Annotated in this window: 18 protein-coding genes; 1 reads left to right on the forward strand and 17 read right to left on the reverse strand. The window is 48.0% G+C overall.

Features of this window, described 5'->3' with window-relative positions; genetic code table 11:
• The first annotated feature begins 544 nt into the window (after window positions 1-544).
• A complete protein-coding gene (locus HF638_RS24720) occupies window positions 545-757 on the forward strand; it encodes a hypothetical protein (RefSeq protein ID WP_017691458.1) in 213 nt (70 codons plus the stop codon).
• Here HF638_RS24720 and HF638_RS24725 read toward each other — a convergent pair.
• The 17 genes from HF638_RS24725 to HF638_RS24805 all read right to left on the reverse strand — a co-directional run bounded on the left by HF638_RS24725 (window position 726) and on the right by HF638_RS24805 (window position 21,207).
• The gene (locus tag HF638_RS24725; RefSeq protein ID WP_169482647.1) at window positions 726-1,532 is read right to left on the reverse strand and encodes an MBL fold metallo-hydrolase; all 807 of its coding nucleotides are present in this window, start codon (window positions 1,530-1,532) and stop codon (window positions 726-728) included. The two genes, HF638_RS24720 and HF638_RS24725, sit on opposite strands and share 32 nt — an antisense overlap.
• 6 nt (window positions 1,533-1,538) lie before the next feature.
• Complete coding sequence (gene yycI, locus HF638_RS24730; protein WP_169482648.1) at window positions 1,539-2,282, reverse strand: two-component system regulatory protein YycI; 744 nt, start codon at window positions 2,280-2,282, stop codon at window positions 1,539-1,541.
• 235 nt (window positions 2,283-2,517) lie between these two features.
• Window positions 2,518-3,798 carry a two-component system activity regulator YycH gene (locus HF638_RS24735; protein WP_169482650.1) on the reverse strand — a complete coding sequence of 427 codons (1,281 nt, stop codon included), beginning with the start codon at window positions 3,796-3,798 and terminating at the stop codon, window positions 2,518-2,520.
• On the reverse strand, window positions 3,782-5,632 hold the full coding sequence (walK, locus tag HF638_RS24740; RefSeq protein WP_062836543.1) for a cell wall metabolism sensor histidine kinase WalK: 1,851 nt from the start codon (window positions 5,630-5,632) through the stop codon (window positions 3,782-3,784). Before walK ends, HF638_RS24735 begins: the two co-directional genes overlap by 17 nt.
• Window positions 5,632-6,354, reverse strand: a complete 723-nt coding sequence (gene yycF, locus HF638_RS24745) for a response regulator YycF (protein WP_017691453.1) — start codon at window positions 6,352-6,354, stop codon at window positions 5,632-5,634. Before yycF ends, walK begins: the two co-directional genes overlap by 1 nt.
• 247 nt (window positions 6,355-6,601) lie before the next feature.
• Entirely contained in the window at window positions 6,602-8,134 is a 1,533-nt protein-coding gene (locus HF638_RS24750; protein ID WP_169482652.1) for a peptidoglycan DD-metalloendopeptidase family protein, read from the reverse strand.
• A 487-nt stretch (window positions 8,135-8,621) separates the two neighbouring features.
• Window positions 8,622-9,431: a class I SAM-dependent methyltransferase gene (locus tag HF638_RS24755; RefSeq protein WP_169482654.1), complete on the reverse strand. Its 810-nt coding sequence runs from the start codon at window positions 9,429-9,431 to the stop codon at window positions 8,622-8,624.
• 290 nt (window positions 9,432-9,721) lie between these two features.
• Complete coding sequence (locus HF638_RS24760; protein ID WP_169482656.1) at window positions 9,722-10,489, reverse strand: hypothetical protein; 768 nt, start codon at window positions 10,487-10,489, stop codon at window positions 9,722-9,724.
• 222 nt (window positions 10,490-10,711) lie between these two features.
• Window positions 10,712-11,998, reverse strand: coding sequence for an adenylosuccinate synthase (locus HF638_RS24765; protein ID WP_169482658.1), 1,287 nt, complete (start codon window positions 11,996-11,998; stop codon window positions 10,712-10,714).
• Window positions 11,999-12,442: 444 nt separating this feature from the next.
• Window positions 12,443-13,804, reverse strand: a complete 1,362-nt coding sequence (dnaB, locus tag HF638_RS24770; protein WP_036611922.1) for a replicative DNA helicase — start codon at window positions 13,802-13,804, stop codon at window positions 12,443-12,445.
• A 1-nt stretch (window position 13,805) separates the two neighbouring features.
• Window positions 13,806-14,249, reverse strand: a complete 444-nt coding sequence (rplI, locus tag HF638_RS24775; RefSeq protein WP_169482660.1) for a 50S ribosomal protein L9 — start codon at window positions 14,247-14,249, stop codon at window positions 13,806-13,808.
• Entirely contained in the window at window positions 14,246-16,237 is a 1,992-nt protein-coding gene (locus HF638_RS24780; protein WP_169482662.1) for a DHH family phosphoesterase, read from the reverse strand. Before HF638_RS24780 ends, rplI begins: the two co-directional genes overlap by 4 nt.
• An 11-nt stretch (window positions 16,238-16,248) precedes the next feature.
• Window positions 16,249-17,160, reverse strand: coding sequence for a DUF2232 domain-containing protein (locus HF638_RS24785; protein WP_169482664.1), 912 nt, complete (start codon window positions 17,158-17,160; stop codon window positions 16,249-16,251).
• Window positions 17,161-17,165: 5 nt separating this feature from the next.
• Entirely contained in the window at window positions 17,166-17,468 is a 303-nt protein-coding gene (locus HF638_RS24790) for a MazG-like family protein (protein WP_017691445.1), read from the reverse strand.
• Window positions 17,469-17,732: 264 nt separating this feature from the next.
• The gene (locus HF638_RS24795) at window positions 17,733-18,158 is read right to left on the reverse strand and encodes a CBS domain-containing protein (RefSeq protein WP_062836539.1); all 426 of its coding nucleotides are present in this window, start codon (window positions 18,156-18,158) and stop codon (window positions 17,733-17,735) included.
• 183 nt (window positions 18,159-18,341) lie between these two features.
• Window positions 18,342-19,376, reverse strand: coding sequence for an LCP family protein (locus tag HF638_RS24800; protein ID WP_169482666.1), 1,035 nt, complete (start codon window positions 19,374-19,376; stop codon window positions 18,342-18,344).
• A 244-nt stretch (window positions 19,377-19,620) separates the two neighbouring features.
• Entirely contained in the window at window positions 19,621-21,207 is a 1,587-nt protein-coding gene (locus tag HF638_RS24805; protein ID WP_169482667.1) for an MFS transporter, read from the reverse strand.
• Window positions 21,208-21,353: the final 146 nt, after the last annotated feature.

Below are 21,353 nucleotides of genomic sequence, written 5' to 3' on the forward strand. Positions count from 1 at the left end.
GCTACGCTTCTCCAGCCTCGTTCTGTGTCTTCCGTTACGTGCGTACCGTAAATAACCTCTCGCTTTCCCATGCTTTTTTGCATTTTTATAAAATGGTCTTGCATATCGCCGCATCCCGGCATCAACTCAGGATACAGCGTCTATGTACAACAGAACGGACACTCCATTCTGTCAGTGACTCTATCAATCATGCTCTCGCATTCTATGACATGCCATTTCACACGCAAAACAGCCAAAATCACAATGCTCCTCATATACTAAACACACCAAATCACAAAAAGTTGCATATTTACGAAAATTAAAGCAAATTTCCGCTATAACGCGTTTAACAATAAAGGTCCATACTATCTATCACCACAAAATCCGGTTTGCTAAGCGCCGTTTTGGCCATTTTGAAGAAACTTTTTCACCCTTACATGGTCACAGGTTCAGCATACACGCCTTATCATACAAATGTTAGCGGCAAAAAGAGGAATGTTTTCCACTCATCCTGACTACAATAATAGTAAAAGACAATTCGAAGCTTCATAGAGGAGGATGTAACATGGATCGCACACGTACACTCACAGCCATGGATGAAGTTCATATGGCGGCCAAGCTGGCCGATCTCAAGGATGAACACTATCGCAACACCCTTGCACTGAGTACCATCATCGAACTGCTTATTGATAAAGGCATCCTAACCCGCGAGGAAGTCGAGCGCAAAGCCGCCGAACTGGACAGCTTTATGGCTCACCCACCCTATCCCATGGCGTAGGACGGTCGTAATACGTATCACAGAGTTTGAACTCATGATCCTGATAAAAGCAACCACGGCTCTCCATCGCGTCGCGCACGGTCATTTTCGCCAAGTCCATCATATTATGATCCCGGCTAAGATGTGCCAGATACGTGCGCTTGATGCGTCCATTCATCAGTTCACTAAGCGCTGCACCTGCTGCTTCGTTCGACAAATGCCCAATGTCGCTCAAAATCCGGCGCTTGGTGTTCCATGGATAACGCCCCATACGCAGCAATTCGACATCATGGTTCGCTTCCAGCACCAGCACGTCAGAATCGGAGATGGCATCGCGAACCTTGTCGCTCATGTACCCTAGATCCGTTGCAACAGACAGCTTCTCACTGCCGTCATCGAACGTATACCCTACCGGCTCAGCCGCATCATGCGAGATCCCGAAGGACTCCACGCGCAGTGACCCAAAATCATGCTTTTCACCTGTCTCAAATACCCTCCGGTTTTCCTCTGGAATCGCCCCAACTGACTTCTCCAGCGCCGCCCACGTATTCAGATTCGCATAGATTGGTAAATTATATTTCCGAGACATCGCGCCTAGTCCTTTAATGTGATCAGAATGTTCATGTGTAACCAGAATCCCGTCCAATTCTGCCCCAGAAATCTCCCTTTCCTGAAACAGTGCATCCAATCGCTTCGCACTAAGACCCGCATCAATCATGAGAGAGGTACCCCCATGTTGTATGACCGTAGCATTGCCTGTCGAACCGCTGGATAACACGGTAAAATATATCCCCATAACGCATTACTCCCCTGGTTTGTCTGTCTTGGGACTGAATACATCCCCACTGATGCCCTGCACGTACAACACTTCGCCATTTTCCAGCACGAACCGCCATGCCGGCATCGCTACCTGTATATCTGAATTGAACAACTGGCCGTAATAGCCCAGCTGAATATCTTTGACAATTGCATCATTTGGCAAAAAGTTCTCGATCAGCGTTCCTAGCGCCTTCGACGCCGGAAGCACCTGCTGATCGCTCTCCTCTGCGGTCGTAATCCGCACCGGAGTCTGACGGTAACCCGTTATTTTCTGGTCGCTGTAGAATAGCTCCAGACTCACATTGAAGAGCGGCCATTTGCCATCCACCAGTGGGTGAAGCACAAAAACCCCATCCTCAGCCATCAGCTGATCCAGCCGGTATGTCCCGATCTGTGGAATCTCACCCTGCAACGCATCCTCCAGCTCACTCTGCGAGAAGATCAACTTGCTATCTACAGTCTGTTCCAGTTCCATATCTACACCAGCCTTGTCCTCTTCAATGAACTCATAGGACAACTTTGGCAGCTTCGGCGTTTCATTCGGAATCGGAGCTAGCACCTGAATGCCCTTCTCTTCCATCGCCTGTTGTGTATTATCTGCTAGTGAGGTGAAGTCCAGATTGGCTCCGGCCGTCTCCCGCGCATCCATCCAGATCTGGTATCCCAGCACCAGATTGAGCAGCAGAAAGGCATAGATCAATACATTTTTCGCCCGTCCCCAATCCAAAACATTCACCTCCGTCCATTTGATAAAAGCAACTAATATCACACTGGCCCACTCCGCGGTCAGAACAACCTTCCGATCGCTGTTATCCCCAGATTTCTTGATTCCCTTTTCCTAAGGGAGAAATCCGGCGATAAAGGCGAACGCTTCGCTTCTCCAGCTTTTTTCTGCCCTCTCCGTTATCGTGTGACCTTACACCTCGCTCGGATATCGAATGACTCCATTACCCTACAACCCATCAAGAAACAGTGGTTTCCTCACCATTTCCGAATCGGATCACCCATACCGGGATCAGCTTCAGCCCGTCCTCAATCGTAGAAGGACGATACGCCGGATACACGTCCACGACCTGGCGATTCTCACCTGCCACCTTTTTAATAAGAGCCTTCAGCTTGTCTCCGCCAGGCAACTTTACCGATTTCTTCGTCTCTGCGCCTTCGTTTAGGTATTCGAGCGATCGTTCATAACTGGATACCGTCTCCTGCTGCATCTCCATGCTGATCGTGCCGAAGCGGAACTGCATGGAATCCATAATCGGATAACTGCCGTAATACTGCTGGAATTCAAGCTGTGTCTTGCTGTCAGCGGTCTCCAGCATCATGCGCGACCTGCCTTTCCAGCCGCCATGCTGATTCACAAAATCAACCGCAGATAGCGCATCCTTCGCGGGATCAATCTGTCCCGCAGGTGGTGCCGCCGGATCGGTATAACTGATCCAGCGTTGTTCCTGTTTAACTTGCAAGCTACGTTTACTGTCCGTGTAGATCTCTGACCCGTCTTTTTCCCGAATATTCCGAGTCATGCTTGGATCGAAGAACAGACTGCGTTGCATCTGCTCAACAGTGAACTGGCCTGTAGGCACATCCGCTTCAATCGTCTCCAAAGCTTCCGCCGGGATATAATACCCGCCATCCATCAACGTATATGGCGTCCAGTTCGTACCGAAGTCGACATGCTGCTGCACGTCCTGTACCGTCAAGTCAGCCTGAGTTGCTTCGTATACCACATCTCCCTTAGCGCTGAAGAACAGCGCATGGGCTTTCGTTTCATTTTTGGCTGTATAGATCGAGATTCGGTTAATCGTCTCCCCTTGGAATAAGGAATCCGTCCCGAGCCTCATCACCCGCTGTAATAACGCTACGGGGATACCTTCCTTGAACGATAGCTCAAATCCAGGGTTCTCCTTGCGAATCTGATCCCAGTTCACCGATTGCACACTGCGGCGCTGAAAATCATCGAACGCCCGCCCCTGTAACCGTGAATAGATCAACTGATAGAACGTATTGCCAGGGTAAAACACAGTATGTTTATCCTCGCCCAGATGAATAATCATCTGATCGGGGAAGATTAATTCTTCAATATTACGTTCCTGACCCATATTTTCCGTCTTCACATAGTTCGTCTCTGACGTCACAACGGAATCCCCGCCTCCGGGCAAACGGTAGATCAGGAAATAACTCTGCACCAGACTGGCTACGACAAGGGTAGCGAGCACCAGGGATTTAATCCGTTCCTTCACGGTGCTCACCCCCTTCCTCGCGCATCGGCAGTGTGAACGTTACTGTCGTGCCCACGTCCACCTCAGACTCCAGCGAGATGCTCCCATCATGCGCCTTCACAATTTCCCGGGCAATGGAGAGTCCCAGCCCTGTGCCTCCCATACTGCGGGAACGAGCCTTGTCCACCCGATAAAAACGCTCAAAAATACGATCCAGATCGCGCTGTGGAATACCCATTCCGGTATCCGATACCGAGATGGCAAGTGCATGCTCATCACTGCGTCTAGCGGCAATTGTAATGGTGCCGCCTTCCAATGTATATTTCAACGCATTGGACACGACATTATCCAGCACCTGATCAATCTGGTCGCGATCCAGCGGAACAGCAGGAATATCATTTTCCACAGACAGCACAGGTTGAATATCCTTCTGATGCATCTGGAACGAGAATCGATCCGTCACTTCCTCCAGCATTTCCAGAATATCGGTTGGCTGCTTGCGCAGTAAAGCTTCCTTCGAATCCAGCCGAGATAGATGCAGCAGATCCGTAACCAGCCTGATCATTCGCTCCGTCTCGTTCTGAATAACACCAACGAAACGACCAGCAAGCTGTGGATCTTCTAATGCACCGTCATCCAGCGCTTCCGCGTAGCTCTTGATCGTGGTCAGAGGTGTCCGCAGCTCATGGGATACATTGGCCACGAATTCACGTCGGGATGCTTCAAGTTCTTCCTGCTCGGTGACATCCTGAAGTACGGCAATGGTTCCCGTGATACCCAACTCACGCCGATGAACCGGAGTGAACGTCATGCGAATGACCACAGGCTCTTCTTGTCCCGCAGGTGCGATCTGCAGCAGCGTTGAACCTGTAAAGCCACTCGCGAGAGCTTCTGCATCCTCCGGATCAATGCCGAGCAATATGGCAAAATGCCTTCCTTCAATATCTGCAGGACGCATGCCCAGAATACTGCTGGCACGGCGGTTCACCAGAATGACTTTACCGTACTCATCCGTGGCTACCACACCATCACTCATATTGGTCAGAATGGAGGTCAACTTCTCCTTCTCCTCTTCATTCTGCGAGAGGGCATCACGAAGCCTGCTAGTCATATAATTAAAAGCCCGACTGAGCTGACCAATCTCATCCGTGCCGAATACAGGTGTCTGCTGATCAAAGTTACCTTCTGCGACCGCTGTCGCTCTCCGCGTCACTTCCTTAATCGGCTGCGTAATTGTATGGGACAGGATCACGCCAAGCACTGCCGTTAACACCAAGGCAATCAGAATGCCGGAGATAAAGATTTTGTTGATTCCCTCCATCGTGGAATACAACTCGTTCATGGATGCCGCGATGTAGACCGCACCAATGATCTTACCGCCGGACAGCACCGGCTTGGCGACGACCTTTTTGCGAACATTATCCTCGTCCACGATATATTCCTCATTGTCCCGAATGCCTTGTAGCGCACGGCTGACGACGGTCTGGGTGTTTTTGCGCCCGACATAATCCGAATGTGAACTTAGCGAGGTCGTGAGTACCTTGCCGCTGGCATCCAACACCTGAATCTCGGCACCATTAATGTTGAACAGATTGTTCACCAGCACACGCAGATTTTCCGTTTTATCCTCGCCTGCCTCTGCTTCTCCGCCCGCCATCGTCTCGCCCACGAGAACTGACAGCATCTCCGCACGCGCCTGCAAGTCTTCCGTAAAGTTGCTCGTTAGTGAGTTCTTCATCGCGCTCACAAAATAAACCCCGATCAATTGCATCGCAATCAGAATCAGCAGTACATAGATAATTATCAATTTCGCCTGAATCGTTCGGAAGAACGAGAATCGCGCGAATCGGCCCATTATATCCCCACGCTTTTGGCACTGCGCACGAGATAACCGAGCCCGCGGCGTGTCAGAATCGTTTCCGGTTTGCTTGGATTCTCCTCAATCTTCTCACGCAGACGACGGATCGTGACATCCACAGTACGTACATCGCCAAAATATTCATATCCCCATACCGCTTGCAGCAGATGTTCCCGTGTCATAACCTTGCCGGAATGCTTCGCCATATAATAGAGAAGTTCATATTCACGGTGGGTCAGATCGAGAGGTTCTCCGCCTTTGTAAGCCGTATACATGTCCATATCAAAAGCCAGATCAAAAAGTCTCATGACCTGCTTCTCTTCGTCTTCATGCGCTTCTGCTGTAATCGCAAGCTTTTGCCGTCTGCGCATCTGTGCCTTCACCCTTGCAAGCAACTCACGCGTACTGAATGGCTTCGTCACGTAATCATCCGCACCCAATTCGAGCCCGAGCACCTTGTCGATCTCGCCATCTTTGGCGGTAAGCATGATGATCGGCATCTCCAGATGAGCGCGCACCTCACGGCAGACATCCATACCGTCCTTGCCCGGGAGCATCAGATCCAGCAGCATCAGATCCGGTTTCTCGGATAACGCCAATTCAACCGCACGAATACCATCGAATGCACAGATGACCTCGTACCCCTCTTTTTCCAAATTAAACTTCAGAATGTCCGCGATGGGTTGTTCATCGTCCACCACCAAAATCTTCCCCTGCATCGGCTAAGTTCACCCCTATATCCTACTTAATCCGCGTTAGCGTCTATATCTCTCTTCTATGTTTAGCTTGTACCAAGCCTGCTTGATTTGTTTCTCTAGTTTGTTGTTTATATTCTCTAGTTTAACATACCTGAAGCACCGTCACATCCCGATCGGAGGGTTGGAAGGTCTTTCATCTGAAAATATTTTACAGCAGCAAAAAACAAGGCCAGCATCATAGCCAACCTTGCTCTCACTTTAGCTTATATTAGTTCAAATACGTCATTGGATTCTCCGCTGTGCCGTTCTTCAGGATCTCGAAGTGCAGATGGGTTCCAGTCGAGCGTCCTGTGTTGCCCATAACGCCGATGCTTTCCCCTTTTTCAACCACTTGTCCAACCTTCACACCGATGCTATCCAGATGACCATACAATGTTTCATATCCGTTACGATGGTTAATAATGATGACATTACCATAGCCACTCTTCTGTCCTGCAAAAGTAACCACGCCTTCGTCAGATGATTTCACATCCCGGTTACCTACCAGATCGACCCCTTTATGTTGACGACCCCAACGCTGTCCAAAGCTGCTGCTCATCGTTGCATTCGATACCGGCCAAGCAAATTCACCTGAGCCCTCACCAACGACTTTTGTTCCACTAAGAACCACTTCGGTTACGGCGACTTTGATCACTTCCTGGCCAAGCCACTCTTCCTGAACGACTTCACCATTTTCTTTCGTTATACGATACTGCATATTTTTCAGACCGCTTTGACCTGGACGCACGACTTTGGTTGTGCCTGCTTTCAGATCAGCACTTTTGCGAACTTCCACTTGCGGTTTAATCTCAATCTGCTCAACTACCTGCTCGACTGATTTAACGGTTACTGCTGGTTTAGGCACGGTCAGGGTCAGCTCGTCTCCAATTTGAAGCGATGTTTCCTTGATGCCCGGATTATGCTGGCGAATCTCACTTTGTGTAATTTCATACTTGGAAGCGATCGAAGAGATCGTATCTCCTTCACGAACCACATAAGTTACAGGCGCGTCTTTACCAACGGTTAACGCTTTAACCGCCTCGGACACATCCCATATTTTGTTTGGATCAGCCTTCACCACATCCGTCGCTACTTCTTCCTTGATACCTACCGACTTCAGGGTTGTACTCGGTCCCTCGTCTTTCTTCGAGGAGTTAGCCGATACCGACTTCGTCTTTAGCGAACTTCGCACTGCCGATGCCGATATGTACTTATTCTGCACTTGTTCCAGGATCGCATCAGCTGTTGCCTGATCCTTCACAATGCCAATGACTTCACCGTCTACCTTAAGCTCCACACCTTTGGCATAAGCTGTCAGCATGTCGCCTAGTTTATCTAGCGTTTCGTCACTGTTCACTTCAGGTTTGTACGCTTTTACCGTTTCGGTTGTGATGCCATCCGTGTTCAGCACCATTTCTGCATCCGGATATTTATGTTGATATTCCTCAGTTTTGTCTGTAAAGAGTTGTTGTAGCTGTGCTTCATCTGTAATGGTACCAATCTCGCTACCTTTAACCATCACTTTATAGTAAGGTACCGTATTTGCAGTAACATATTGTTTGCCTGCGAATCCGATCGATGCCGCGATGAACACACCGCATGCTGCTGTAATGATCCATTTGCGCGAGGCCAGAACGCGCTTCTTATTCACACTGAAGGTGGACATGCTCATGTTGTTTTTGTCTTCGGCCGTCCGGTTTTCCCCGGATTGTTCGTGTACCCGGTCTTTGCCCGGTTGGCGTATGCCTCTGAAACCTTTCATGATTCTCTCCTTTTCAGCACTTCTCAGTTCGCATTTCTGTCAAGACATCACCCATCGTGTCTATCCCATGCTAGTTGAATAATATATTTGGGTGTCCGCAAAATCAGGACTTTAGCTGCGCTCTTAAAAGTGTCAAAATTTTAACCTTTTATCACACCCGTATACTTTAACACAGGTTTTACACTCATTTCAACTTTACGTGTCACACCGCAAAACCACGCCCCGCTTGGTTTCCCTGAATTATCCATAAGATAGCACGACTGGTCCATCACCCATTATGCCTCAACATCGGCTGTACTATGTACTTTTATTCGCAATTTAAGACTAGGTTCTAAGACCCACTGAAATATGCTTTCTTTTTCATAAAAATACAAATAAAATCCCCCATCAGATCAGCTCTGATAAGGGATTACGTAAACAACCTGTTTATGGTTTATCTTAAACTGGATCTCATCTCATGCCACAATAGAAATGATCTTTCATATCTCTATTCATTGACTGCAAGAATGACAAATCGCTTCTGCTGAACTTCCCAGAATCCATTTTGCTCCATCTCCATATGAATCTCCATTAATGGTTCACGGAAATGTTCTACTTTGAAATCAGGTACTTGCCACGGGATGGTTTTTAGATAATATACCAGTGCGCCTATATCATAGAAACGTTGTGCAGGAGTTGCTTCACGTTGCTCCAGAATTCGGAATCCACACTGCTCCAGCTGAAAAACAGCACGATCCAGCTCCCATCCAGCGTAATCCGCTAGCATAGGAATGCCAAGTCGATCATTGATCTCCCGGCAATCTGACCAGCCAACCTGTTGGGTTAGAAACAGTCCTCCTGCGGATAGAATCCGCCTAACTTCCTTTTCATCATACGACTCATGCCGATTAAGAATCAGATCGAATTCCGCATCTTCGAAAGGAAGCTGCGAATCATCAGTCACCGGAAACACCTTCACACCCAGCCGCTGTAAACGTTCCTCTGCAATCGGTATATTCGGGAGATATCCTTCGGTCGCACATGTGTACGGAGGAAGCGGAAGTAGTCTGGACAGCATTTCTCCTCCACCAGTTCCCATGTCGAGCATTCGTTCTGTCTGATTCAACAATCGGCGCGCCATCGTTCCATAGGACCAAGGCAACATTCCGCTCTGGAGTCGGTCACTCCCTGTTACATAGCTAAAATCCCAACCACTAAACGGCTGATCCGCTTCTTGCAGCCCTTGCTCGTATCGCTCTTTATCCGCCTTAGTAAGCTGTATTACTGACTTTTCTGAATTAGAATGATATAAGTTCATGTTCAATAAAACCTCCAATTAGTGTATTCATAAACACAGATACTTCGTATCTCTTGAATCCACCCTATGAACGGAGGCCCACGAATTGGACTAATGGGTTCTGTACTCTTGCAAAAGCGTTTTTATATGTCGTGTTCTTTACCTTTATACTTCATATGGTGTTCCCTCCTGAATAGGCATATTTTCCATTATTTATTTAAATAGATTATATTCAATAGTCATCGACAAGTCCAATACAGTATGAATCAGGCGTTACTCGTCTATGAGCACGCCTGTCTTCCCTGCCTATCTTATTCTGTCTGCAGTACTTCCATCAGGTTGTCATACTCTTCACTGGTCAGGTACTTCGAGATCACCTGTTCAATCTCACGCAATTCCTGTTCCGTTAGTCCACCTTCCATGGCGCCTGAGATCTGCTGCATTTCTTTCTGCGGTAGCTTGTTCATGAGTAGGCTGAAGATCCGTTCCTTCTCCTCTACAGGCAGCTTATCCTTCGCTCCTGTAATATCATCCGGCGATACTACAATGGCATCATTGCCTGAAGAAGCACTGCCGCTGGTCGCTCCAGTTCCGTTCCCTGAAGCCGAACCACTCCCCTGTGCTGTTCCTGATTCATTACCCGTATCTGTATTTGCCCCATTGCCTCCACTTGCGCCTGAGTCCGATCCTCCGGTCGAATCTGTACCTGAGCCTTCTCCTGCACCCTCACCTGAGCCACTCCCCTGGGACGCATTGTTGCCTGAATCTACGCCAGATTCACCGCCTTCCGACCCGTTTCCCATAACTGAAACAGCATCTTCCGGAACCCGCTCTTTGTCCGCTCCTGTCGGCTGATCTGTTGTTCCATTTCCTGATTTATTCCCCTCACTGGTTTTACCACCCAAGGCTCCCTGGAACATGGCGGTTAACCCCATGGGTTGACCTTCCCACTGAATATTGAAACTCGCGAGTAGCGATTTCGCATAGGACTGTACAATTAATCCGGTCGTGAGCAGTGTCAGTGAACTGACCAGCAACACCGTTAGCACGATTTTGACAAACCACACAAGCAACTTCATTCCGTTCTCTCCCTCCGATTATCCCACCCGTCTAGCATGCGCATGCTGGGGTCTGTGACTCTACTGTTAACCAGTATTGACGGAAATCTCGGGATTATATCCGAAAAATATACAAAAAACCTCCAGTCATCGCTATAAAAGCAACAACTGGAGGCTTTCCCTGCCTGAGTCGGCAGATTATCCTATCTTATAATTCAAGAATCAATCTCTCTATTTCTTCGATTACTCGTAGATTGGAAGAACTTGATTCGTTTGCTCACGGTTACGACCAACAGAGAAGATGGCAATTGGAATGCCTGTCAGTTCAGAAACACGTTTTACATAATTCTGTGTGTTCACTGGCAGGTCTTCGAGTTTCTTCGCTCCAGTGATATCTTCGCTCCAGCCTGGCATCTCTTCGTATACCGCTTCACATTCTGCCAGCAATTTGAGGCTTGCCGGATAGTGTGTGATAATCTCGCCGCGGAATTTGTATCCGGTGCAGATTTTTACGGTTTCCAGACCTGTCATTACGTCCAATGAGTTCAGGGACAGACCTGTAATTCCGCTGACACGACGCGCGTGGCGAACAACAACACTGTCGAACCAACCTACACGACGTGGACGTCCAGTTACCGTACCGTACTCATGTCCAGTCTCACGGATTTGGTCGCCGATTGCATCATGCAATTCCGTAGGGAATGGGCCATCTCCTACACGGGTTGTGTAAGCTTTCGCTACCCCAATGACTTGCTGAATACGAGCCGGGCCTACGCCAGAACCGATACATACGCCACCTGCGGACGGATTGGATGATGTAACAAATGGATAAGTTCCTTGATCAAGGTCCAACATAACGCCTTGTGCGCCTTCGAACAATACTTTTTTGTCCTCATCAATATATTCGTTCAGCACAACGGATGTATCACGTACGTAAGGACGCAGAATTTCAGCATATCCGAGGTAATCTTGCAGAATCTCTTCCACATCAACAGGCTGTCCGCCGTAGACTTGCTCGATGACACGGTTCTTTTCTTTGACCAGATGACGCAGTTTCAGTTCGAAATCTTCAGCATCCAGCAGGTCAACCATCCGAATACCAATACGAGCTGATTTGTCCATGTAACATGGGCCAATTCCTTTGCCAGTCGTACCGATTTTGTTCGGGCCTTTGCTCTCTTCTTCGAGTGCATCCAGTACCATGTGATATGGCAAAATGATATGTGCGCGCTCACTGATGGACAGGTTCTTCGTTGTGAAATCATTGTCATGAATATAGTTAATTTCTTCGATGAGTGCCTTAGGGTTGATAACCATTCCGTTACCAATAACACACGCTTTATCCGTGTAGAAAATCCCTGATGGAATCATCGTCAGTTTATATTTTTTGTTATCAATCAGAATTGTATGACCCGCATTGTTACCACCTTGATAACGAGCCACCACATCAGCGCTCTCCGCCAAATAATCCGTGATCTTACCTTTACCTTCGTCTCCCCATTGCGTTCCCACTACAACTACCGTTGACATAGTTAACATTCCTCCGTGGGTGCCTTGCGCACCTTTGTATTGGTCTGTCCGTCCTCTATCCCGGCAGGCATGTTACGCAATAAACCGACTGAGAAGCGTGCTAACGGACAGTAAAAATCTCCTTCCGTTACATTCAAGGGAAGGTTTGCGCTGCTTTAACGCAGCAGTATTAGTGTACCAGTACCCTTTTTCAAAGTCAAATCAAATGGCGAACAATTAGATATAGTACAACCGTAATGTTCGGGATTTACCCATTATTTCAACACAAAAAACCGGAGACTTCAGTCCAAGCTTGCTTGACTGCTATCACCGGTTCAAGGATTCCCATTTCCATGCGAATCTATATCTGGTATTTATAACACATGTTTGAGTTATGTTTCTCTAATGGTTGATGTTCGGGACAGACGATTTTGCTTCCTGATCGAAGCCGTCAGCACCTGTCCGTTACATCGCGAAGGCGTCATTATGCGCCCTCTCGTAATTGACGAATTTATTAAAGTTTTTCAAAAAGACCAGTTCCACCGTACCTACCGGACCATTACGCTGTTTGGCGATAATGATCTCGATAATATTTTTCTTCTCGGTCTCTTGGTTGTAGTAGTCATCCCGGTACAGGAACGCTACGATGTCGGCATCTTGCTCGATCGAACCCGATTCACGCAAGTCACTCATCATCGGACGTTTATCCTGACGTTGCTCTACACCCCGGCTCAGCTGGGACAAGGCAATAACCGGAACTTCCAGTTCCCGGCCAATCTGTTTCAGTGTACGTGAAATCTCGGATACCTCTTGTTGACGGTTCTCCCCTGCTTTACCACGTCCACTAATCAGTTGAAGGTAGTCGATCAGGATCATGCCAAGGCCTTTCTCTTTCTTCAGACGACGGCATTTGGCACGAATATCTGCTACGGTAATGCCTGGCGTATCATCTATAAAGATGTTGGCTTCTGACAATGCTGCAATGCCCATCGTCAGCTTCTGCCAGTCTTCATCACCTTTGAAGTCACCCATACGCATCACGCTCGCATCCAGGTTGGCTTCCGCACAGATCATACGTTGTACCAGCTGGGCAGCTGACATCTCCAGACTGAAGATGGCTACCGTCTCCTGTGCCCGAATAGCCACGTTCTGAGCGATATTCAGGGCAAAGGCCGTCTTACCTACGGAAGGACGAGCCGCTACAATAATCAAGTCACTGCGCTGGAATCCGGCAGTCATTTTGTCCAAATCAATAAATCCGGACGGAATGCCCGTCGTTGTTCCCTTATTCTGATGTAGGGTTTCTACACGATCGAATACTTCCATCAGTACGTCCTGAATGGCTATAAAACCACTACTGGAGCGACGGTTGGAAATCTCCAGAATGCGACGCTCAGCTTCTCCGAGCATGGCTGCAACATCTTCGCCGCCTGTATATCCTTCGCTCACAATCTGTGTTGCTGTGCGAATCAGGCGACGCAGCATCGATTTCTCTTCGATAATCTGAGCGTAATAGTCTACGTTCGCGGCTGTAGGTACACCATGAGCCAGTTTCGCCAGATAACTAACGCCGCCGATGTCCTCCAGCTCACCTTTATCCTTCAGAAGCGAAGTCAGTGTCACGAGGTCAATCGGTTGATTTCCCTCACCGAGCTGGATCATCGCTTCAAAGATTAATTGATGGGGCTTATCATAGAAATCCTCGGTTTGCACCCGTTCCATCGCTGTAATCAGGGCTTCGCCCTGCAACAGGATTGCACCCAGCACGGCCTGTTCGGCTTCCAGGTTCTGCGGGGGAATCCGGTCGAATAACATTTCGCCGCCCATCTTACTCTTCCGTTACCTGTACCTTCAAGGTTGCCTTCACTTCAGGGTGAATCTTGACAGTTACTTGTGTTACGCCGAGTGTACGAATAGGCTCGTCCAGCTCAATTTTGCGTTTGTCTACTTTCAGACCCTTTTTAGACAAAGCTTCTGCGATTTGTTTGCTGGTAATGGCGCCGAACAGACGACCACCTTCGCCGGACTTGGCTTTCAGTTCAGTCACTTCTGCTTCCAGCTTCTTCGCGAGTGCTTCCGCTTCTGCTTTCTCTTCCTGCTTGATTCTTTCTTCAGCAGCTTTCTGGTTGTCCAGTGTCTTCATGTTGCCATCCGTTGCTGGACGTGCGATTCCCCGTGGCAACAGGAAGTTCTGCGCGTAGCCCTCAGATACTTCTTTCACTTGCCCTTTCTTGCCTTGACCCTTCATATCTTTTATAAAAATGACTTTCATTCGAACAGCCCCTCTTCCTTTTCGATTTCAGCCAGTACGTTCGTCAGCCGTTTTTCTGCCTCTCCAAGCGTTCCTTCAAGCTGCACGGCAGCATTCGTTAAATGTCCGCCACCGCCCAATCGTTCCATGACAACCTGAACATTCATGCGCCCCAGCGATCTAGCGCTGATGCCAATCAGTCCATCCGGACGCTCACTAATCACAAATGAAGCGACCACATCAGTCATGTTCAGCAATGTGTCCGCCACCTGGGCGATCATCATCTGTGAAATCTTGCTGCCAGGGTCCGTGACCGCCAGCGCAATGTTTCCATATACCATTTTAGCATGCTTTATGATTTCTGCCTTAGCAATATATTCTGACAGATCCTCTTTCATCAACCGCTGGACCATAATGGTATCCGCACCGCTACGACGCAAGAAGCCTGCTGCTTCGAACGTTCTGGACCCGGTGTGCAATGCAAAATGCTTCGTATCCATCGTAATTCCGGCTAGTAGAGCCGTAGCTTCGAGCGGAGTGAATTGTACCTTGTCATGAATATATTGCAAGAGCTCCGTTACCAGCTCCGCAGCTGAGGACGCGTAAGGCTCCAGATAGATCAACACAGCATCATTGATGAACTCTTCACCCCGACGATGGTGATCCACAACTACAACACGGGTTGCAGACTGTACCAGTTTCGGCTCCATTGTCATGGAGGCTTTATGCGTATCCACCACAACCAACAGCGTGTGCTCGGTCATCATCTGGGTTGCCTGTTCCGGTGAAACAAATGCTTTGGACAACTTCTCGTCCTTGTTCACCTGCTCCATCATACGTTCAATGGATGGATTAATTCCATCCAGAACAATTCGGGCTTCCACATTGTATAGACTGGCCGCTTTCCACACCCCGATGGACGCACCGATCGCATCCATATCCGGAATTTTGTGGCCCATGATGAGCACCCGATCGCTCTCCTGCATCAGATCACGCAGCGCGTGAGCAATAACCCGGGCTCTGACCCGTGTACGTTTCTCCACTGCGTTGGACTTGCCCCCATAGAAAGACAGGCGTTGCCCAGACTTCACAGCAGCCTGATCGCCACCACGTCCAAGTGCCATGTCCAGACTGGACTGTGCCAGTTCGCCCATCTCGCTGATGCTATCCGATCCAAACGCCAGTCCTACACTGAGTGTCATTGGCACCTTGAGGTCAGCAGTCATCTCCCGAACTTCATCCAAAATGACAAATCGGCTCTGCTCCAGTTCCTGCAAAGACTTATGATTCAGCATCAACAGATACCGATCAGAAGACAGCCGACGTAGGTACACCTCATACTGCTTGGCCCATGACGTAATCTCGCTGGTCACACGGGCAATCAGCGCTGTACGCTGCTGGTCGTCCATGCCCTGGGCAGCCTCGTCCAGATTATCCAGAACGAGAATACCCAATGCAAGACGTTCATTTTCATATTTATCACGAAGAATGGCCAGCTCCGTAATCTCGTATACATATACATACCGCTCCTGCGGGTTATGAATAACTCCATAATGCCGATCATCCAACTGGAATTCGTCATGGAACTCCTTGGATGAATGTTCCTTGGTCCCATCCTTCTTCTCTTTAGGTTGAGGAAGTTTGGGAAACAAATTAGGTAGCGGATTGCCTACCAATGTCTTCTCCTGGAACATCTCCGCAACGAAGCGGTTATGCCACTCTACCGTACGATCTTCGCTGTACAGCACAATTCCGAATGGAAGCATGCTGACCGCTTCCCCTTCCATCCGTTTGATCCGAATGGACAGGCCATTAATGTAGTCGTTCAGCTCACGGCGGAACGCGAGCTCCGCCTTAATCATGACGATTCCCAGCGCCGAAGCCAGTATCAGACTAATCAAACCAAGCGTCCAGTTATAGATGGTAACGAACATCACAAGCAACAGCAGCAGTATGAACGCCCATACGGTATAGTAGCCGTGCCAGCGTTTCTTCAGAAATTTAGGCATGACTCATCACCCTATCGTTTTGATTTCGATATTGCCTCACGAAGCGGGAACGCCAGATCGATAATTCCGATAATCCGAAGCGGACCAATGAAGAAGACCGCAACCGCCAGGAAATACGGTATAACCGGATTCCATTTCTTTGTATGTGAGAGAAAGAAGAAGAAGCCGATCGCTTGAATCATGAAGCCAAGATTGATTAACGGCGACAGATTCATGGCAATCATGGTCCAGTACGTTCCATCACTTTGTCTAGAGATGACTTCGATCAACAAGGCGAGGAAATAATACCAGATCAACGCACGCGGCATACGCCACTCTCTCGCTGGTGGAAGCTTCGATACCGTCACACCCATCACGTTCAGAATCGGACGAGCAATAACGTGTGTGATGAAAGCCATAACCATCGATGTCACGACCAGTGCAAAAGGAATCATAAGCTGCGTTTGTTTGGCAACATCCTCAGTCATCTCAGGCGTCCATGCAAACCCGTTGATCATCTGGTTGGATGTATTCGTTAACGGTTCAATGGTCAATCTGACCACATCTTCAATATAGCTGGACAGGTCGAATTGGAAAATGACACTGCCGACCAAGAGCAACAATAAGTATTCCGCCAGCATCGTGCCACTTCCCGCCATAAGCGTGAACAGGGCCGATTTACGTGTTTTATACGCGTGACCCATAACGAGCGCAGGCAGGGTAAAGACAAGCAATAGCAGCAGATAGATCGGATGGAATATCACCAAAATAACGGCCACCGGCACGAGATGCCATATAAATGATTTTAAAGATAATGAAGCATACAAAATAACTCCCGGAATCATCATAAAAAATATGGCAAGTACCGATAAAGGAGTTAACAGCGAAAGTAGCAGGAGCAGATAGACTGCACTCCAAACAGCTGATTTAAAGCTAAATTTCAACAAATTCACCTCTTACGCATATGATCTTCTAGCGCGGAAATATCCTGGTACCAGTCTTCAAGCTGGTGACCTTCCTGTTTATGCTTTTTCAACTTCTCAACAAGCAGTGCATCCAGATCCTTGAAAGGAATACCGAGCCTGCGGCCCAATATGTAACTACTCATAATCAAACTGGCAAGACTGTCCCCGATTCGAGTTGTACTGCCTTCCCATAACGCCTTGAATAATCGGGATACCTGATCAAGTACTTCGGTTTTAAGCCATTCAATCACTTTAGCGCGTTTGGCTACATCCAGTTCTTTAGGCATTTGGCGAAAGTCACTCTCCCCCGAAAAAGCTTTATTCTCGATTATAGCATAAAAAGAGGGCCCGCAAAATTACCCCAAAAAGCGGAGAAGTTCTCCGAAACTGATGTCAGGTACTTATGCGGAGTCCTCCGTACATCCAATCGACATATATACTTGTAAAAAAACTTCGAATGCGCCCTTGGTTCAGGACTTCTTAAGTTTAACATGATACCGGACGGCTGTGATTATCCCTGCTGTCACAATAATGTTTATATTCGTTACGGCTTACTTGGCCTTAATCGATTCTTTGGCTACAATGCCTTCGCAGTACTCAATAATCTGACTCCGTCTGACAATACCAATGAACCGTTCCATATCATCCACCACAGGAACAAAGTTCTGAACTTTGGCCAGATTAATCAGGTCTTCCATATTGGCGTCAATGGACACGGGCTTAATATCCAGGCGAAGCGGAACGTCTTTGAGCAAGAACTTTGAAGCGTTTTCAAATGAAATCTTTCCCTCGGCATTCTTCATATACCACAGTAAGTCGCCTTCGGTAACCGTACCAATGTATTTGCCTTCCTTATTCAAAATGGGCACCGCCGTAAACCGATGATACTCCATCCGTTCCAACGTTTGCCGCAGCGTAGAATCCGACGTCACGCACGTAACCTCTTGTTTGGGCAGCAAAAAAAATGCGATGTTCATACCCTTACGTATCCTCCTTGTGAATTTCTTCGTTCAACTTATCTCGCTCAACTTATATTATACGGATCAGAACGCAGGATGTTCCAAAAGGATCATGGATCTCACTACAAAGAAAAAAACAGCAGCCCGCGAATAAACGTACTGCTGATTGTGGTCTACAACAAACCATCGGTATGGAATTGATTATTCAATCATTTGCCGGTCAGGGATCATTACTTCACCGGCTGGGGTCGATTGATCCATCCAGTTGTTAATCAGCTCTTTGGCATATTGGACATCTTTCTCGTCAGCACGGCCATAATAGATACCGTCTTTGCGCATCCCCTCACCCAGAATGGTGAAGCTTGAGATCTGCGGTTTCTCCTGAGTAAGTACCTGTTTAGCCAGATCAATTATGAAAGAAGCTCGCATATCCGTCTGGAAGCTATCTCCCATGATCTGAATCAATTCCGGAATTTTGGCGATTTGATTCAAATTCAACATCTCATTCGCCATCGCGTTCAAGAAAATCTGCTGCCGCTTGGTACGATTAAAATCGCTATCCTCACGGTATCTTACATAATACAGTGCTTCCTGCCCGTCATAGATCGGCTTGCCGCCTTCAATCGTGAATTGCACATGATTCGGGTCCTTGTTCACAATGTCCTCATCAATCGGCAGTTTTACACCACCAAGCGCATCAACGACCTTTTTGATTCCGTCGAAGTTGATCGTTGCATAGTAACCTACATCAGCATCAAGGAACTTCTCTACGGTATTGATGGACATATTCTCCCCACCGAACGCATAGGCATGCGCCAGCTTATCATAATCATCTTGCCCATCCTTGTTCGCATCCCGTCCCACAATCTGCACATACGTGTCACGTGGAATGGATACCAGAAGAACACGGGATTCCTTGGGACGAACCACAGCGTAGATCACTGTATCCGAACGTCCACGCGTCTTCTCGTAAGCGCGTTTGTCCGAACCCAGCAGTAACACCGAGAAAGGTTCCTTGCGGTATACCGTTGGATCAGGCGTATTGTTGCCTTCCTGCGGTACATAAGAGCGGGATAGCTGATCTTCTACCGAACCGGCAAGAAACAGATCAAATGCCGCTACAGCCAGCTGTTGACGGAACAAATAGCCCCCGATTAACAAAACAACAAGTGAAACGAGCGTTATATATAGGCCTTTTCTTCTTTTCTTCTTCTTATCTTTAGTTCTGCTTTTCATCCATTGATTCCTTCTTCACTATCAAAATGATAATCCATAATACCAATTAAACGTCTGGGATGCCTTGTGACTCGGTGTTCTATGAAGTTTTCTCTCTCTGGCATCAAGACACCGCTTACGCTCGTTCTATTGTAATCATTGCGGGAAGATGAAAAGTTACAATCCGGTTAAATTGAAAAGAACAGCGACTCCTTTTTTAGTTACAAAAGGTACACTGTTCTCTTCATTTTCACACGCTATCGCATCAATTTGTGGATGTACTTTCTACATGATGGCTTTTCTCTTTTTGACGCAGACGTCCTGTTATAAGCGCAGCCACCAGCGTAAGCACACTGAATACGACCGCAGACCAGAATAGACCATTGTAACCCTGACCTGTCGTTTGATGCACTGCCTGAAGCAACACATCACGGATACCTTCATCAGGAATTTGGGACAGGCCCTCTGTCAGACTGGAGACATCACTCCCCGATGCTCCACCCGAGGCATATTGCTCCAGCATCTCCGGCGGCACCTGAATTCCTTTATCAGCGAACCCTGTCTGAATGTTGGATCCCAGATTAATAAAAGAACGTGCCAGGAATCCGGCGAAAATCGTAGGCGCAATAGCCATAGCCATCTGGCGGAATAACGAACTGGTCGCTACCGCGATGCCTTTGTTGTTCTCCCCCGCCTGTTCCGTGACAAGTACGTTAACTGGCGCACCGAGCATCATGCCGAAGCCGATACCTACGAGCGTACTCGCGATGACAAATTGCCAGATATGCTCTACCCATAGCGGGAACAGCAGGAATCCAATGGCGGATAACAGCCCCGCAACCGATAACGTCCAGATTGGCCCTTTGCGGTCAACGAGGTATCCACCTCCGCCTGCCCCAATGCCGGATGCCAGCGCGAGCGGAGTAAACCAGTACCCGGAGGCCGTATTGGATACGCCAAGATATTGCTCAACAAATCCGGGAATAAAGATCACTGAGGCCAGAATGGCTCCAGAGAAAAAGGCAATCAGCAACGTCCACCGAAAGGAAGCGATGCCTAGAAGCTGTGTCGATACAACAGGTTCACGTTCAGACCCTTCGAGTCTTTTTTCCATGAAGTAAAAGAGCACCAGAATGATCAAACCTGCCAAGAAGAAACCGTAAAACATTGGTGATCCCAGGCTTTGAAGCATGTTCACACCGTCCAGATTGCTGAAGCTATACATTAAACTAAGTACACCTAGCGTCAGGACAGCGATACCGCTCCAGTCCACTGCTGCACGGTTCAGTTCCTGCTCTTCATGAATAAATCGAATACCCGCAATGAATAGCAAAATGGCAATGGGTACGTTGATCAGGAACAACCAATGCCAGTTGCCCGTAACGTCCAGTATAAAAGCACCAACATTGGGCCCCAAAATAGCGGCAACACCATTCATCCCTCCGAGCAGACCCAAGGCTGTACCTTGTCGCTCCGCCGGGAACTTGCTTAATACGTATGAACTGGCAATGATAAATATCCCCCCACCGCCCAAAGCTTGAATGACGCGAGCGATCAGGAAGAAGGTAAACGATGTGCTTAGCGCAACCAGCAGCGAACCAATTCCGAACAACGCCACTTCAATCAAAAATAGTTTCTTGCGACCATAACGGTCCGACAGCTTGCCCGCAATAGGAACACTCACCGCAAGTCCAAGCGTGTAGAGCGTAATCGTCCACGCTCCCCACGTTGGCGACACACCAAACGATGCATTTAAGGTGGTCAATGACGAGGTGATAATCCCATTATCCAGCGCAGCCATAAATACCCCTATGGCAAACAGGATCAGCGGCCATTTCATTTGTTTTTGCATCCCATGTTACCTCCCGATCAGATCTTAAATTCAGTATCGTACAGTTGGTTTGGTACATATATATTAAACCGAATTGAATAATAATGACTCACTGGTCATTTTAAAACAAAAGAAATCCATATGTCAATTTAATAATATGGTTATCT

It is taken from the genome of Paenibacillus sp. SZ31, assembly GCF_012912005.1.
GTDB lineage: Bacteria > Bacillota > Bacilli > Paenibacillales > Paenibacillaceae > Paenibacillus.